This window comes from Streptomyces genisteinicus (genome assembly GCF_014489615.1).
Classification (GTDB): Bacteria; Actinomycetota; Actinomycetes; order Streptomycetales; family Streptomycetaceae; genus Streptomyces; species Streptomyces genisteinicus.
Genome location: NZ_CP060825.1, coordinates 1250839 through 1266453, shown reverse-complemented (window position 1 = coordinate 1266453; position 15615 = coordinate 1250839). Strand labels below are relative to the sequence as shown.

The 15615-nt window shown below is 71.0% G+C and carries 15 protein-coding genes; 12 read left to right on the top strand and 3 right to left on the bottom strand.

Annotated features, from left to right (window positions below):
• Window positions 1-11: 11 nt before the first annotated feature.
• Window positions 12-908, bottom strand: a complete 897-nt coding sequence (locus IAG43_RS05615) for a RecB family exonuclease (protein ID WP_246574077.1) — start codon at window positions 906-908, stop codon at window positions 12-14.
• Window positions 909-1027: 119 nt separating this feature from the next.
• Here IAG43_RS05615 and IAG43_RS05610 point away from each other — a divergent pair, with 119 nt between their 5' ends.
• From IAG43_RS05610 to IAG43_RS05600, 3 genes are all read left to right on the top strand, one after another.
• A complete protein-coding gene (locus IAG43_RS05610) occupies window positions 1028-2287 on the top strand; it encodes a site-2 protease family protein (protein WP_187739651.1) in 1260 nt (419 codons plus the stop codon).
• 60 nt (window positions 2288-2347) lie between these two features.
• On the top strand, window positions 2348-3235 hold the full coding sequence (locus IAG43_RS05605; RefSeq protein ID WP_187739650.1) for a tRNA (adenine-N1)-methyltransferase: 888 nt from the start codon (window positions 2348-2350) through the stop codon (window positions 3233-3235).
• Window positions 3236-3434: 199 nt separating this feature from the next.
• Window positions 3435-4031 (top strand): hypothetical protein, encoded by a 597-nt coding sequence (locus IAG43_RS05600; RefSeq protein WP_187739649.1) that lies wholly within the window; start codon window positions 3435-3437, stop codon window positions 4029-4031.
• 4 nt (window positions 4032-4035) lie between these two features.
• Here the strand turns inward: IAG43_RS05600 and IAG43_RS05595 are convergent, their stop codons facing one another.
• Window positions 4036-4347 (bottom strand): ferredoxin, encoded by a 312-nt coding sequence (locus IAG43_RS05595; protein ID WP_187739648.1) that lies wholly within the window; start codon window positions 4345-4347, stop codon window positions 4036-4038.
• A 263-nt stretch (window positions 4348-4610) separates the two neighbouring features.
• On the opposite strand from IAG43_RS05595, the gene arc reads away from it, so the two are divergent.
• The 6 genes from arc (at window position 4611) to prcA (ending at window position 10498) form a co-directional block, all read left to right on the top strand.
• Window positions 4611-6377: a proteasome ATPase gene (gene arc / locus IAG43_RS05590; protein WP_187739647.1), complete on the top strand. Its 1767-nt coding sequence runs from the start codon at window positions 4611-4613 to the stop codon at window positions 6375-6377.
• A 257-nt stretch (window positions 6378-6634) separates the two neighbouring features.
• Window positions 6635-8146, top strand: a complete 1512-nt coding sequence (dop, locus tag IAG43_RS05585; protein ID WP_187739646.1) for a depupylase/deamidase Dop — start codon at window positions 6635-6637, stop codon at window positions 8144-8146.
• 122 nt (window positions 8147-8268) lie between these two features.
• Window positions 8269-8487 carry a ubiquitin-like protein Pup gene (locus IAG43_RS05580; RefSeq protein ID WP_187739645.1) on the top strand — a complete coding sequence of 73 codons (219 nt, stop codon included), beginning with the start codon at window positions 8269-8271 and terminating at the stop codon, window positions 8485-8487.
• Between the two features lie 87 nt (window positions 8488-8574).
• A complete protein-coding gene (locus IAG43_RS35105) occupies window positions 8575-8886 on the top strand; it encodes an endonuclease domain-containing protein (RefSeq protein WP_343075539.1) in 312 nt (103 codons plus the stop codon).
• Window positions 8838-9683: a proteasome subunit beta gene (gene prcB / locus IAG43_RS05575; protein WP_187739644.1), complete on the top strand. Its 846-nt coding sequence runs from the start codon at window positions 8838-8840 to the stop codon at window positions 9681-9683. The genes IAG43_RS35105 and prcB overlap by 49 nt, the downstream gene beginning before the upstream one ends.
• A 41-nt stretch (window positions 9684-9724) precedes the next feature.
• Window positions 9725-10498 (top strand): proteasome subunit alpha, encoded by a 774-nt coding sequence (gene prcA, locus IAG43_RS05570; RefSeq protein WP_187739643.1) that lies wholly within the window; start codon window positions 9725-9727, stop codon window positions 10496-10498.
• A 174-nt stretch (window positions 10499-10672) separates the two neighbouring features.
• Here prcA and IAG43_RS05565 read toward each other — a convergent pair whose 3' ends face one another.
• Entirely contained in the window at window positions 10673-11716 is a 1044-nt protein-coding gene (locus IAG43_RS05565) for a LacI family DNA-binding transcriptional regulator (RefSeq protein ID WP_187739642.1), read from the bottom strand.
• 139 nt (window positions 11717-11855) lie between these two features.
• On the opposite strand from IAG43_RS05565, the gene IAG43_RS05560 reads away from it, so the two are divergent.
• The 3 genes from IAG43_RS05560 (at window position 11856) to IAG43_RS05550 (ending at window position 15548) form a co-directional block, all read left to right on the top strand.
• Window positions 11856-13127 (top strand): MFS transporter, encoded by a 1272-nt coding sequence (locus IAG43_RS05560; protein ID WP_187739641.1) that lies wholly within the window; start codon window positions 11856-11858, stop codon window positions 13125-13127.
• Window positions 13128-13136: 9 nt separating this feature from the next.
• The gene (gene pafA, locus IAG43_RS05555; protein WP_187739640.1) at window positions 13137-14498 is read left to right on the top strand and encodes a Pup--protein ligase; all 1362 of its coding nucleotides are present in this window, start codon (window positions 13137-13139) and stop codon (window positions 14496-14498) included.
• Between the two features lie 108 nt (window positions 14499-14606).
• Window positions 14607-15548: an FKBP-type peptidyl-prolyl cis-trans isomerase gene (locus IAG43_RS05550; RefSeq protein WP_187739639.1), complete on the top strand. Its 942-nt coding sequence runs from the start codon at window positions 14607-14609 to the stop codon at window positions 15546-15548.
• Window positions 15549-15615: the final 67 nt, after the last annotated feature.

Sequence of the window (15615 nt, the reverse complement as noted above, 5' to 3'; positions counted from 1 at the left end):
GCACTCCTTCGCTAGACCGGGCCCATTCTGCCCTGCTCATCCTCCCCGGACCCCGCCGGGGAAACGATCAACGGATAAACCGGGGGAGTGCCGCCGAATTCAGGACAGACCGCCTGGTGGTCGCACCAGCCGCACAGCTTCGTCGGCCGCGGCCGCCAGTCCCCGGTACGCGTCGCCTCCCGGATCGCCTCCCACAGCGCCAGCAGCTTCCGCTCCGTGCGCTCCAGGTCGGCCGCCTGCGGGTCGTACGTCAGCACGTCACCGCTGCCCAGGTACACCAGCTGGAGCCGGCGCGGCAGCACCTTCTTCAGCCGCCAGATCACCAGGGCGTAGAACTTCATCTGGAAGAGCGCGCCCTCGCTGTACTCCGGCCGCGGCGCCTTCCCCGTCTTGTAGTCGACGATGCGGACCTCGCCGGTGGGCGCGATGTCCACCCGGTCGATCACCCCGCGCAGCCGCAGACCCGACGGGAGCTCGGTCTCGACGAACATCTCCCGCTCCGCCGGCTCCAGCCGCGTCGGGTCCTCCAGCGAGAACCACCGCTCCACCAGCTGCTCGGCCTCGCCCATCCAGCGGGCCAGCCGCTCGCCGGCGTCCCCGCCCTCGCCGAACAGCCCGCCCAGCTCCGGACGCGCCTCCAGCAGCCTGTCCCACTGCCCCGGGATCATCGCCTTCGCCCGCGGCACCGTCCGCTCGGCGGCCGGGTCGTCGAAGAGCCGCTCCAGGACGGCGTGCACCAGCGTGCCCCGCGTCGCCGCCTCGCTCGGCTTCTCGGGCAGTCTGTCGATCACCCGGAAGCGGTACAGCAGGGGACACTGCATGAAGTCGCCGGCCCGCGAGGGCGACAGCGATGTGGGCTCCGCGGCCACGGCGGAGGACCCCTCCGCGGGCGGCTGACTCGTACTCATGACACAGACCCTACGGCCCGCCACCGACAGCGAGCGGCATACCATCGACGGCAGAACCCCGCACCCCGGACGGACCGGCGGGTGAAACCGGCGGACGGCCCCGGCGACGAGAGGACCCCGTGAACGAGGACGACACGAGCGGCGAGCGCGACCGGTCGCGCGCCGGCGCCGGAGCGAAGGGCCCCGGCGTCCCCGCCGCGAAGCGCCGCTCCGGGCCCGGCGGCGGCATCCTCATGGGCCGCCCCTTCGGCGTGCCCGTCTACGTCGCCCCCAGCTGGTTCGTCGTCGCGGCCCTGATCACCTGGGTCTTCGGCGGCCAGCTCGACCGGGTCCTGCCCGAGCTCGGCGGCGCCCGCTACCTTGTCTCCCTCTTCTTCGCCGTCGCCTTCTACGCCTCCGTCCTCGTCCACGAGCTCGCCCACACCGTCGCCGCGCTGCGCTTCAAGCTGCCGGTCCGGCGCATCCAGCTCCAGTTCTTCGGCGGCGTCTCCGAGATCGAGAAGGAGACCGAGACACCCGGCCGCGAGTTCGTCCTCGCCTTCGTCGGACCGCTGCTCTCGCTCGTCCTCGCCGGCGTCTTCTACCTCGGTCTGTCGGCCGTCGACGCCGGCACGGTCCCCGGCGTGCTGCTCGCCGGCCTGATGATCTCCAACCTCATCGTCGCCGCCTTCAACCTCCTGCCCGGCCTGCCGCTGGACGGGGGCCGGATGCTCCGCGCCGTCGTGTGGAAGATCACCGGCAAGCCCATGGCCGGCACCGTCGCCGCCGCCTGGGTCGGCCGCGCCCTCGCCGTCGCCGTCCTGATCGGCCTGCCGCTGCTCACCCACACCGGCGCCCTGGGCAACGCCACCGAGGACATCGGCGGCATGGAGACCGTCACCGACGCCCTGCTCGCCGCCATCCTGGCCGCCATCATCTGGACCGGCGCCGGGAACAGCCTGCGCATGGCCCGGCTCCGCGAGCACCTGCCGGAACTCGCCGCCCGCGCCCTCACCCGCCGCGCCGTCCCCGTCGAGCCCGCCACCCCCCTCTCCGAGGCGCTGCGCCGCGCCAACGAGGCGGGCGCCCGCGCCCTCGTCGTCGTCGACGGCCAGGGCGACGCGACGGGCATCGTCCGGGAGGCCGCCATCGTCGGCGTCCCCGAGCACCGGCGCCCCTGGGTCGCCGTCAGCGGCCTCGCCCAGGACCTCACCGACGGCATGAGGGTCCCGGCCGAACTCGCCGGAGAGGCCCTGCTCGACCGGCTGCGGGCCGCCCCCGCCACCGAGTACCTGGTCGTCGAGGAGACCGGCGAGATCTACGGCGTGCTGTCCACCGCCGACGTCGAACGCGCCTTCGTCGCCGCCATGGCGCGCCCCGGCACCACGCCTCCCGCCTGACCCGGCCGGCCCCGCCCGCCCGTGGTCGGGCGGCCACCGCCAGGCCGGTAGGCTGGTCACATGTCCGAACCGACCGGTGCCGCCCGCCGTCGCGGGCCCTTCAAGGTCGGGGACCAGGTCCAGCTCACCGACCCCAAGGGACGCCACTACACGTTCACGCTCGAAGCCGGGAAGAATTTCCACACCCACAAGGGTTCCTTCCCGCACGACGAGCTGATCGGCGCTCCCGAGGGCAGTGTTGTCCGTACCACGGGAAACGTCGCCTACCTCGCGCTGCGCCCCCTGCTCCCCGACTACGTCCTGTCCATGCCCCGCGGCGCCGCCGTGGTCTACCCCAAGGACGCGGGGCAGATCCTGGCCTTCGCCGACATCTTCCCCGGCGCCCGCGTCGTGGAGGCGGGGGTCGGCTCCGGCTCGCTGAGCAGCTTCCTGCTCCGCGCCATCGGCGACCACGGCATGCTCCACTCCTACGAGCGCCGTGCGGACTTCGCCGAGATCGCCCAGGCCAACGTGGAACGCTACTTCGGCGGACCCCACCCGGCCTGGCAGCTCACCGTCGGCGACCTGCAGGACAACCTGAGCGACACCGACGTCGACCGTGTGATCCTCGACATGCTCGCCCCCTGGGAGTGCCTGGAGGCCGTCTCCAAGGCCCTGGTCCCCGGCGGCATCCTCTGCTGCTACGTGGCCACCACCACCCAGCTCGCCCGGACCGTCGAGTCCATCCGCGAGATCGGCTGCTTCGCCGAGCCGCAGCCGTGGGAGTCGATGATCCGCAACTGGCACGTCGAGGGACTGGCCGTCCGCCCCGACCACCGGATGATCGGACACACCGGCTTCCTGGTGACCGCCCGCCGCCTCGCCGACGGCGTGGAGCCCCCCATGCGCCGCCGCCGCCCCGCCAAGGGCGCCTACGGCGAGGACTACGAGGGCCCCAACAAGGGCTGACCCCACCACAACACGACGACGCCGCCGCACACTTCCCGCAGGCATCGGGGAACTGTGCGGCGGCGTCGCCGTGTTGCCCGCCCGAGCGGGCGGAGGATCGTCACCGGGATGTCACCCACCCCCCTGTTCCCCGGGCGTGTGACGTATGGCACGATGCTGGCCACCCCCACCCCGCACGACCTCTCAGGAGACCACCGGCGTGCAGAACCCCGTCGTCCCGGACCTCGCGCACACCCAGACCCGCCCGGTGCACTGGCTCCTGACGGCGACGGCGATGGCCGCGGTCGTCGCGGGCGCCGGACTCCTCCAGCCCGACGCCGCCACGGCCACCCAGAGCGGCACCGCCGCCCGGGCCGGCGCGGCCGCGCCCGTGCCCGCTCCCGAGCAGCCGGCCCCCGCGCCCGATCCGGCGGCGGTGGAGCTGCCGCTGGAGTGCGGCGGACTGCCGGCACTCGTCACCGCGAAGGCCACCGGGGACCTCGACGGCGACGGCGGCCCGGAGACGGTCGTCGCGGCCCGCTGCGACGCGGGCTCCGGCAACCCGCCGCACGGGGTCTACGTCCTCGCGGCCGGGCGCGACGGCACGGCGCGGATCGTGGCGACCCTGGTGGACCCCGAGGAGAAGGCCTCGGTGGCCGATCTCGCCGTCCGTGACGGCGCGGTCACCGCCGCGCTGCTCGGCTACTCGTCGCTCGACGTGCCCCGCTGCTGCCCCGACATCCGCGAGCAGGTCAAGTGGCAGTGGCGGGGCGGCGTGTTCGTCCGCTCCGACGACACCGCCGCCCTGGGTGTCTGAGAGGTCACTGGGCGTCGGGTCCGTAGACCTCGACCCGGTCCGAGACCCGGCGCACGTGGATGCAGTCGCCGGGGCACTCCTTCGCCGAGTCCACGACGTCCGTCAGCAGCGGCAGCGGCACGGGCGTGGTGGCGCCCGGCTCCTGCAGCAGCTCGTCGTCCGCGGACTTCACATAGGCGAGACCGTCGATGTCGAGCTCGAAGACCTCCGGCGCGTACTGCGCGCAGATACCGTCGCCGGTGCACAGGTCCTGGTCGATCCAGACCTCGAGCGCGTCGCCGGAACCCTCGGTGGGAACCTCGTGCTGCACGGTCATATCTCCTGCCGTTTCCTTCGTCGCAGCAGCTGAACGAAGCAAGTCGTGCCAGCCCTGGCGGGTGTTGAACGCTTCGACGATACAACCGACCGCTTTCCGATGTTGCCGGGTGGGTATCTCCTGGGTATTCCCTGGGCACGAGGGAGAGCGCAAGGGTGAAGATCGGACACACCCCTTCCGTCTTTGTGATCTAGGGGTTTCAATCACCACCCACACAGGTAGGGTCAGGAAGCGTCCAGCTCCCCTTGGAGGAGGTGAGGACCGTGGCAGCCCACGACGACGACATCAACCGCGGCATCCGGCCGGGGCGAGGGTCTGAGGACCCCGCCGGCCAGGTTGCCTATCTCGAGCAGGAAATCGCCGTCCTGCGCCGCAAGCTCGCCGACTCTCCGCGTCACACGAGGATTCTCGAGGAGCGGATCGTCGAGCTTCAGACCAACCTGGCAGGCGTGTCCGCGCAGAACGAACGGCTCGCGAACACGCTCCGTGAGGCCCGCGACCAGATCGTGGCACTCAAGGAGGAGGTCGACCGCCTCGCACAGCCCCCGGCTGGCTTCGGCGTCTTCCTCCAGGCCAATGAGGACGGCACCTGCGACATCTTCACCGGGGGCCGCAAGCTCCGGGTGAACGTCAGTCCCGGCGTCGAGCCCGAAGAGCTCCGGCGCGGCCAGGAAGTCATGCTCAACGAAGCGCTCAACGTGGTCGAGGCCATGGAGTACGAGCGCGCCGGGGACATCGTCACCCTCAAGGAGATCCTCGAGGACGGCGAGCGCGCCCTGGTCATCGGGCACACCGACGAGGAGCGGGTGGTGCGGCTCGCGGAGCCGCTGCTGGACACCACCATCCGCCCCGGCGACGCCCTCCTGCTCGAACCGCGCTCCGGATACGTCTACGAGGTCATCCCGAAGAGCGAGGTCGAGGAACTCGTCCTCGAAGAGGTCCCCGACGTCGACTACGACAAGATCGGCGGCCTCGGCGGCCAGATCGAGATGATCCGCGACGCGGTCGAGCTCCCGTACCTCCACCCCGACCTCTTCAAGGAGCACGAGCTGCGGCCGCCGAAGGGCATCCTGCTCTACGGACCGCCCGGCTGCGGCAAGACGCTCATCGCCAAGGCCGTCGCCAACTCCCTTGCCAAGAAGGTCGCCGAAGTCACCGGGCGCCCCCAGGGGAAGAGCTACTTCCTCAACATCAAGGGCCCCGAGCTCCTCAACAAGTACGTCGGCGAGACGGAGCGGCACATCCGCCTCGTCTTCCAGCGGGCCCGTGAGAAGGCCAGCGAGGGCACCCCCGTCATCGTCTTCTTCGACGAGATGGAATCCCTCTTCCGCACCCGCGGCTCCGGCGTCAGCTCCGACGTCGAGAACACCATCGTCCCCCAGCTCCTCGCCGAGATCGACGGCGTCGAGGGCCTGGAGAACGTGATCGTCATCGGCGCCTCGAACCGCGAGGACATGATCGACCCCGCGATCCTGCGGCCCGGCCGGCTCGACGTCAAGATCAAGATCGAGCGTCCGGACGCCGAGGCGGCCAAGGACATCTTCGCCAAGTACCTGACGCCCTCCCTGCCGCTCCACGCCGACGACCTCGGCGAGCACAGCGGCTCCAAGGAGGCGGCGGCCCACGCCATGATCCAGTCGGTCGTGGAGCAGATGTACGCCGAATCCGAGGAGAACCGCTTCCTCGAGGTCACGTACGCCAACGGCGACAAGGAAGTCCTCTACTTCAAGGACTTCAACTCCGGCGCGATGATCCAGAACATCGTCGACCGGGCCAAGAAGATGGCCATCAAGGCCTTCCTCGACCACAACCAGAAGGGCCTCAGGGTCGCCCACCTGCTCCAGGCATGCGTGGACGAGTTCAAGGAGAACGAGGACCTGCCCAACACCACCAACCCGGACGACTGGGCCCGCATCTCCGGCAAGAAGGGCGAGCGGATCGTCTTCATCCGCACGCTCGTCACCGGAAAGCAGGGAGCGGACACCGGCCGGTCCATCGACACGGTGGCCAACACCGGTCAGTACCTGTAATCGAGGCACACCGGCTGCGGATGCCCGTCCACTGCCACGGCAGAAAGGACACACTGCATCCGCAGCCGGTTGCTTTCCGGACAGGTACGGCCACAGCACAGCAATGACGCAATCGATCTCCCCACCCGAGCAGCGGCGCAATAGGCTCTCCGGTATCGCCGAGTCGCGCAATACGGGGAAGGGCACCGCACGCGCACCGGAAAGCAGCGGTATTCAGCGCCCACCGACAGGGAGCGCCGCCGGGCAAGGAGGGCCGCATGACCGTACGGCGAGTAATGGGCATCGAGACGGAGTACGGGATCTCCGTCCCCGGTCACCCGAACGCCAATGCCATGCTCACCTCGTCCCAGATCGTCAACGCCTACGCGGCGGCGATGCACCGGGCGCGCCGCGCCCGCTGGGACTTCGAGGAGGAGAACCCGCTGCGGGACGCCCGCGGCTTCGACCTCGCCCGTGAGGCCGCGGACTCCAGCCAGCTCACCGACGAGGACATCGGCCTCGCCAACGTCATCCTCACCAACGGCGCCCGGCTCTACGTCGACCACGCCCACCCCGAGTACAGCTCGCCCGAGGTCACCAACCCGCGGGACGCCGTGCTGTGGGACAAGGCCGGCGAACGCATCATGGCCGAGGCCGCCGAGCGGGCCGCCCAGCTCCCGGGCGCCCAGCCCATCCACCTGTACAAGAACAACACCGACAACAAGGGCGCGTCCTACGGCACGCACGAGAACTACCTGATGAAGCGGGAGACCCCCTTCTCGGACATCGTGCGGCACCTGACGCCGTTCTTCGTCTCCCGCCAGGTCGTCACCGGCGCCGGCCGTGTCGGAATCGGTCAGGACGGCCGTGACCACGGCTTCCAGATCAGCCAGCGCGCCGACTACTTCGAGGTCGAGGTGGGCCTGGAGACCACGCTCAAGCGGCCCATCATCAACACCCGCGACGAGCCCCACTCCGACGCCGAGAAGTACCGCCGCCTCCATGTGATCATCGGCGACGCCAACCTCTCGGAGATCTCCACCTACCTCAAGCTGGGCACCACGGCGCTGGTCCTGTCGATGATCGAGGACGGCTTCATCACCGTCGACCTCGCCGTCGAGCAGCCCGTGCGCACCCTGCACCAGGTCTCGCACGACCCTGACCTCCAGCACCTGGTGAGCCTGCGCAGCGGCCGCACCCTCACCGCCGTGCAGCTCCAGATGGAGTACTTCGAGCTCGCCCGCAAGTACGTCGAGGAGCGCTTCGGGGCGGACGCCGACGAGCAGACCAAGGACGTCCTGGCGCGCTGGGAGGACACCCTGAACCGTCTGGAGACCGATCCGATGAGCCTCGCGGGCGAACTGGACTGGGTCGCCAAGAAGGAGCTCATGGAGGGCTACCGCCGCCGGGACGGCCTGGAATGGGACGCGGCGCGGCTGCACCTGGTGGACCTCCAGTACGCGGACGTGCGCCCCGAGAAGGGCCTGTACAACCGGCTGGCGGCCCGGGGCAGGATGAAGCGCCTGCTGGACGAGCGGGACGTCGAGCGGGCCGAGGCCAAGCCCCCGGAGGACACCCGGGCCTACTTCCGCGGCCGCTGCCTGGAGCAGTTCGCCGACGACGTGGCGGCCGCCTCCTGGGACTCGGTGATCTTCGACCTGCCGGGCCGCGACTCCCTGCAACGGGTCCCCACCCTGGAGCCGCTGCGGGGCACCCGCAACCACGTCAAGGATCTCCTGGACCGCTGCCGCACCGCGGAGGACCTGCTGAAAGTCCTGTCCGGGGGCTGAAACGGCTCGCATCCGGGAATCATGAAAGCAAGGTCCCGGACGGAGAGCGGAAGCCGGGGCCGATGTCGGACCCGGCTTGTAGGGTCTGATCAGATACGTCGAACCGAAGCGGGGTGAGGTGGATGGCGACCAAGGACACCGGCGGCGGACAGCAGAAGGCCACGCGTTCCACGGAGGAGGCCGAGGAGCAGACGCAGGACGCGCAGGCTGCCGAGGACCTCAAGGAGCGTCAGGAGAAGCTCTCGGACGACGTCGACTCCGTCCTGGACGAGATCGACGACGTCCTCGAGGAGAACGCGGAGGACTTCGTGCGGTCCTTCGTCCAGAAGGGCGGAGAGTGATCCCGCCTTCGAGGTGAGGATCCGGGCAGAGTGACCGGCCCCTCTGCGAAGAGGGCGTGGTGAAGAGCGCGTGAGGCGCTGTCTGCGGTGCGGGGGAGGCCCGCGCCGCGGGCACTCCTCACCGGGCGGCTGCGGACGAGCAGGCGCGGGGACGACGCGCGGGGGCGGGGCGACGGCTCCCGGCCGGGCTCCCGCCCCGTCCGTCCAGCCGGTCCCGCAGTTCATGTGGATCACCGCCACCGGACGGGTAGGGTCCCTGGCGTACTGCTTCAACTGCAATCCGGCCGTCGGCAAGTTGGGGACGATCGCGAGACCCTGCGTCGGGCCGCCGCATACCTGGAGGGAAACGCGTGGAAGCCAACACTCGTAGCACCGGGCGTCTACCAGCTGCCTTCCTGACGCCGGGATCGTCGTCCTTCATGGACTTCCTGGGCGCGCACTCGCCCGACCTGCTCCCCGGCAACCGCGCCCTGCCGCCCGTGCAGGGCGCGATCGAGGCGCCGCACGGCACGACGATCGTGGCGACGACGTTCCCGGGCGGCGTGGTGCTCGCCGGCGACCGGCGGGCCACGATGGGCAACATGATCGCCCAGCGGGACATCGAGAAGGTGTTCCCGGCCGACGAGTACTCGGCGGTGGGCATCGCCGGCACCGCGGGGCTCGCGGTGGAGATGGTGAAGCTCTTCCAGCTCGAGCTGGAGCACTTCGAGAAGGTCGAGGGCGTCCAGCTGTCGCTGGAGGGCAAGGCGAACCGGCTGTCGACCATGATCCGGAGCAACCTCGGCCTCGCCATGCAGGGCCTCGCCGTGGTCCCGCTCTTCGCGGGGTTCGACGTGGACCGGGAGAGGGGCCGGATCTTCTCCTACGACGTCACGGGCGGCCGCTCGGAGGAGACGGGGTACGCGGCGACCGGGTCGGGGTCGATCTTCGCGCGGGGTGCGATGAAGAAGCTCTACCGCGACGACCTCAGCGAGGAGGAGGCGACGACGCTCGTCGTCCAGGCGCTGTACGACGCGGCCGACGACGACTCCGCGACGGGCGGTCCGGATGTCGCGCGGCGTATCTATCCGATCGTCACGGTCATCACGGACGAGGGGTTCCGCAGGCTGACGGACGAGGAGTCGTCCGGGATCGCGCGCGCGATCCTGGAGCGCCGGCTCGCCCAGCCCGACGGACCGCGCGCCGCGTTGCTCTGATGATGTTCTCTCCTCCTCCGACAGAAAGGGACGGATAGCCGGTGTCGACGCCGTTCTATGTCTCACCCCAGCAGGCGATGGCCGACCGGGCGGAGTACGCCCGCAAGGGCATCGCCCGCGGTCGCAGCCTTGTCGTGCTCCAGTACGCCGACGGCATCGTCTTCGTCGGCGAGAACCCGTCCCGTGCCCTGCACAAGTTCAGCGAGATCTACGACCGGATCGGCTTCGCCGCGGCCGGCAAGTACAACGAGTACGAGAACCTGCGCATCGGCGGGGTGCGCTACGCGGACCTCCGCGGATACACCTACGACCGCGACGACGTGACGGCCCGCGGTCTGGCGAACGTGTACGCGCAGACGCTCGGCACGATCTTCTCCAGCGCCGGCGAGAAGCCGTACGAGGTGGAGCTGGTGGTCGCCGAGGTCGGCGACGCGCCGGAGGGCGACCAGATCTACCGGCTGCCGCACGACGGTTCCATCGTGGACGAGCACGGCTCGGTCGCGGTGGGCGGCAACGCGGAGCAGATCAGCGGCTACCTCGATCAGCGCCACCGTGACGGGATGTCGCTGGCCGAGGCCCTGAAGCTGGCCGTGCAGGCGCTGTCCAGCCAGGCCAACGGCAACGACCGCGAGATCCCGGCCGACCGGCTCGAAGTGGCCGTCCTGGACCGGACGCGGCCGCAGCAGCGGAAGTTCAAGCGGATCGTGGGCCGTCAGCTCGCCCGGCTGCTGGAGGCCGAGGAGGCCGCCACGGCGCCGACGGACGCGCCGTCGGACGAGGCGGACGACTCGTCCGGGCCGGAGTCCGGCGAGTAGGGCCGTACGGCCGTACGCGTCTCGCGGGTGCCCCCTGCCGCCCTGGGCGGTCCGGGGGCACTTCGCTGTCTTCCGGGCGTCGGGCACGGGCCGCTCGGCCCTGGTTCCGGGGACGTGCCTGTCCGCCCGGCCGTGTGGGTCCGGGGCTCCGGGACGTGTCTGCCCGCCCGGGGCTCAGGCCGGCGGAGGCGGGGCGCTGGAGCCGCGCACGACGAGTTCCACGGGAAGGCTGTCCCGCCGGTGCGGACGGCCGTCCAGGACGTCGAGCAGGGCCGTCATGCCGCGTTCGCCGATCCGCTCGGCGGGGAGACGGACGGTGGTGAGCTCCGGTTCGACGGCGGTCGCGAGGGCGAGGTCGTCGAACCCGGTGACGGAGACGTCACCGGGCACGCGCAGGCCGAGGCGCCGGGCCGCCTTGCACGCGCCGGCGGCCAGGATGTCGTCGTCGCAGAGCAGTGCGGTGGGGCGCGGCCCCGGTGCCGTGAGGGCGGCTTCGGCGGCTTCGAGGCCGGAGCGGACGTCGAGGGCGGCCCTGACGGTGCGCACGTCCACCCCGGGGGCGCCGGCGAGCGCGTCGCGCAGGGCCGCGGCGCGTGCGTCGAAGGTCCAGGAGGCGACGGCGGAGGCGAGATGGACGATGCGCCGGTGCCCGAGGGCGACCAGATGGCCGGCCACCTGGCGCATGCCGTCGGCGACGTCGAGGTTGACGTGGGCGGCGACGCCGGGCTCCGCCGGGTCGCTGTCGAGCATCACCAGGGGGAGATCGGCCCCGCGGATGGCGCCGAGGGCCTCGGCCGCCATCGACGAGGCGATGACCCCGTCGAGCGCGGCGCGGGCGGAGGCGAACGGGTCCCGGGCCGGGCCGGTGCCGTCGGGCGAGGGGTAGAGGACGACGCCGAAACCGTGCCGCTCCGCGACCCTGGAGGCGCCGGTGTGGACGCGGGCGAAGAACTCGTTGGTGAGCGCCGGCACGACGAGCAGGGCCGTCCTGGTGCGGCCGAGACGCAGGTTCCGGGCGGCGAGGTTGGGCCGGTAGCCGAGGTCGCGGGCGGTGTCGCGGACCAGGGCGGCGGTGCGCTCGGACACCCGGCCGCGCCACTTGTCGCCGAGGACGAGGGAGACGGTGGCCTGGGAGACCCCCGCGGCGCGGGCGACGTCCCTGCTGGTGGGGCGTGCGGGCTGGGGCGCGGGAACGGGGCCGGGGGTGGGGGGTGCCATGGATGCCCGTTCTCGGCCGCGCGGTGTCCTGCCCGTCCGGGGCGGCGGCTCGGTGGACCCCCGGACTGGGGTCATGGTACGTATGGAGCATCAGGTTATACGTAAAACCTCGGCGGGGCCGGGGGAGAGGGGGAGCCGCATGGCCGCCGGGTACGCGGACATCCTCAAGGCGCCGCACGCCACGCGCCTGCTGGCGGGCACACTCGTGGGCAGGCTGCCCAACGCCACCGCGCACATCGCGATCGTGCTCTTCACCCGCTCCGAGGGCGGCAGCTACACGCTGGCCGGCGCCCTGGCGGCCGTCTACGGGCTCGCCACCGCGGTGGGCCAGCCGCTGCTCGGCCGCGCGGTCGACCTGTACGGCCAGCCCCGGGTCCAGCTGCCCGCGGCCGTCGTCTCCGGCCTCGGCATGCTGCTGCTCGCGTTCGCGGGCACCGGCTCGCTGCCGGTCGCGTACGCGGCGGTGATCGTGGCCGGTCTCTTCACCCCGCCGCTGGAGGGCGGTCTCAGGGCGCTCTGGCCGGACGTGCTGGGCCGCCAGGACCGGGTGCACCGGGCCTACGCCATGGACGCGGTGGCGCAGGAGATCCTGTTCACGCTCGGCCCGCTGCTGGTGACGCTCATCGTCGCCGTCGCGTCGCCCGGAGCCGCGCTGCTGGTCATCAACGCCGTCGGCGTGCTCGGCGCGCTCTCGGTGGTCCTCTCCGAGCCCTCCCGCGCCTGGCGTTCGGCGCCGCGCGAGGCCCACTGGCTGGGGGCGCTGCGCTCCGGCGGGCTGCTGGCCCTGCTGGGCGCCTTCTTCTTCGTGGGGCTCGCCCTCGGCTCGATCACGGTGGCCGCGGTGGCCTACGCGGACGGCCACGGCGGGGACGCGGTGTACGGCTGGCTGATGGCGGCGCTGGGGCTCGGCGCGCTGCTCGGCGGCACGGCGTACGGCGCACGGCAGTGGGCCGGCGAGCCGGAGCGCAGGCTGCGGGTGATCGTCGCGCTGCTCGCCCTCGGGTATCTGCCGCTGCTCCTGCTGCCCGGTGTGCCGGCCATGGCCGCCCTGTCCGTCCTCGCCGGCGTGTTCCTGGCCCCGGCGCTCGCCTGCGCGTTCATCGTGGTCGACCGGCACGCGCCGCGGGGCACGGTCACCGAGGCCTTCTCGTGGCTGGTGACGACCTTCGGCGTCGGCGCCGCGGTCGGCACCGGGGCCGCGGGACCGGCCGTCGAGGGCGGGGGCACGGTGTGGGGCTTCGCCGTCGCCGCGGCCGGGGGGTTCGCCGCGCTGCTGGTCCTGACGCTCACTCAGCGGGTGCTGTCGCATCCGGTGGCGGCGGACGGTCCCGCGGCCCCGGAGGACGGTCCGGAGGAAAATGATCGAAACGGTGCCGCCCAACCCGGTTTCAGCTCAGGCCGTGAGGCGTAATGTTCAGACATGGACCGCCGCATTTTCGGGCTGGAGAACGAGTACGGCGTCACGTGCACGTTCAGGGGACAGCGCCGACTGTCACCTGACGAAGTGGCGCGCTACCTCTTCCGCCGTGTCGTGTCATGGGGCCGCAGCAGCAATGTCTTTCTGCGGAACGGCGCCCGCCTGTACCTCGACGTGGGTTCGCATCCGGAATACGCAACGCCGGAATGCGACAACGTGACCGAGCTGGTCACGCACGACAAGGCCGGCGAGCGCATTCTCGAGGGCCTTCTCGTCGACGCCGAACGCCGCCTGCACGAGGAGGGAATCGCGGGCGACGTCTACCTCTTCAAGAACAACACCGACTCGGCGGGGAACTCCTACGGCTGCCACGAGAACTATCTCGTGGCCCGGCACGGCGAGTTCTCCCGGCTGGCCGACATCCTCATCCCGTTCCTGGTGACGCGGCAGCTGATCTGCGGCGCCGGCAAGGTGCTCCAGACCCCCCGCGGCGCGGTGTTCTGCGTCAGCCAGCGCGCGGAGCACATCTGGGAGGGCGTCAGCTCGGCGACCACCCGTTCCCGCCCGATCATCAACACCCGTGACGAGCCGCACGCCGACGCGGAGCGGTACCGCCGCCTCCACGTCATCGTGGGCGACTCCAACATGTCCGAGACGACGATGCTCCTGAAGGTCGGGGCCACGGACCTGGTGCTGCGCATGATCGAGGCGGGCACCGTCATGCGCGATCTGACCCTGGAGAACCCGATCCGGGCCATCCGCGAGGTCAGCCACGACATAACGGGCCAGCGCAAGGTCCGCCTGGCCAGCGGCCGGGAGGCCTCGGCGCTCGAGGTGCAGCGCGAGTACTACGAGAAGGCCGTCGACTTCGTCGACCGCCGCGGCATCCGCACCGGCACGGTGGCCCAGGTGCTGGAGCTGTGGGGCCGCACCCTCGACGCGATCGAGGCCGAGGACCTCGACCGCATCGGGACCGAGATCGACTGGGTCATGAAGTACAACCTCATCGAGCGCTACCGCGCCAAGAACAACATGACCATGTCCCACCCGAGGGTGGCGCAGATAGACCTCGCCTACCACGACATCCACCGCCGGCGCGGGCTCTACTACCTGCTGGAGCGCAAGGGCCAGGCCGCCCGCATCTGCAACGACCTGAAGATCTTCGAGGGCAAGTCGGTGCCCCCGCAGACGACCAGGGCCCGGCTGCGCGGCGACTTCATCCGGCGGGCGCAGGAGCAGCGCCGCGACTTCACCGTCGACTGGGTGCACCTCAAGCTCAACGACCAGGCGCAGCGCACGGTGCTCTGCAAGGACCCCTTCCGCTCGGTGGACGACCGGGTGGAAAAGCTGATCGCCGGTATGTAGCACGAATCCCGGAACGTCACTCGGGCCCCGTACGTTTCTCGTGCGGGGCCCGGGGCACGCCCTAGAGTGTCCCGGACCCGAATGTGACGTCAGAGATCTGAGGAACACGTGCGCCGACTTGCCGGCCTTATCGTCGCCCCGTTGCTGCTGTTGTCGGCAGTCGCGTGCGGCAGCGAGGACAAGGCCTCCGATTCCGCCTCCTCCCAGGGCGGTCTGCCCGCCATCACCGCCGGAGCGGAGTTCGGCCAGAAGCCGACCCTCGCCAAGGGCGAGGGAGAACCGCCGAAGGAGCTGAAGACCGAGGTCGTCAGCGAGGGTGACGGCGCCACGCTCAAGAAGGGCGACCAGATCCAGGTCAACTACCTGGGCCAGACCTGGGACTCCGACCAGCCGTTCGACACCAGCTTCGGCAAGCAGCCCTTCGACCTGACGCTCGGCGCGGGTCAGGTCATCCCGGGCTGGGAGCAGGGGCTGGAGGGGCAGAAGGTCGGCAGCCGCGTCGAGATGTCGATCCCGCCGAAGCTCGGCTACGGCGACCAGGACCAGGGACCGATCAAGGCGAACTCCACGCTCGTCTTCGTCGTCGACGTCCTGAAGGCCACCACCGTGCCCAAGTCCGCCAAGGGCACCGAGGTCGCCCAGGACAACATCGACCTGCCCAAGGTCGGCACCAACACCGACGGCAAGGCCCCGTCGCTCACCGTGCCCGACAAGACCGCGCCCACCAAGCTCGTGGCGAACTACGTCATCGAGGGCGACGGGCCCGCGGTCAAGAAGACGGACACGCTCGCCGTCGCCTACAAGGGTGTGCTGTGGAAGGGCGGCAAGGAGTTCGACAGCAGCTACGCCCGTGGCGGCGCGCCGGTCAGCTTCCCGCTCTCCGGAGTGATCCAGGGCTGGCAGCAGGGCCTGGAGGGCAAGAAGGTCGGCAGCCGCGTGCTGCTGGTGATCCCGCCGGCCCAGGGCTACGGCGACAAGGAGCAGAACGGCATCCCGGCCAACTCGACGCTGGTCTTCTCCGTCGACATCCTGTCCGCCTCCTCCTCGTAGGCGACACGTCCCCGCGCGGCCGGGACGTTTGAGAGACTGTCCCGGCCCATTGGACAAGCAGAACCGC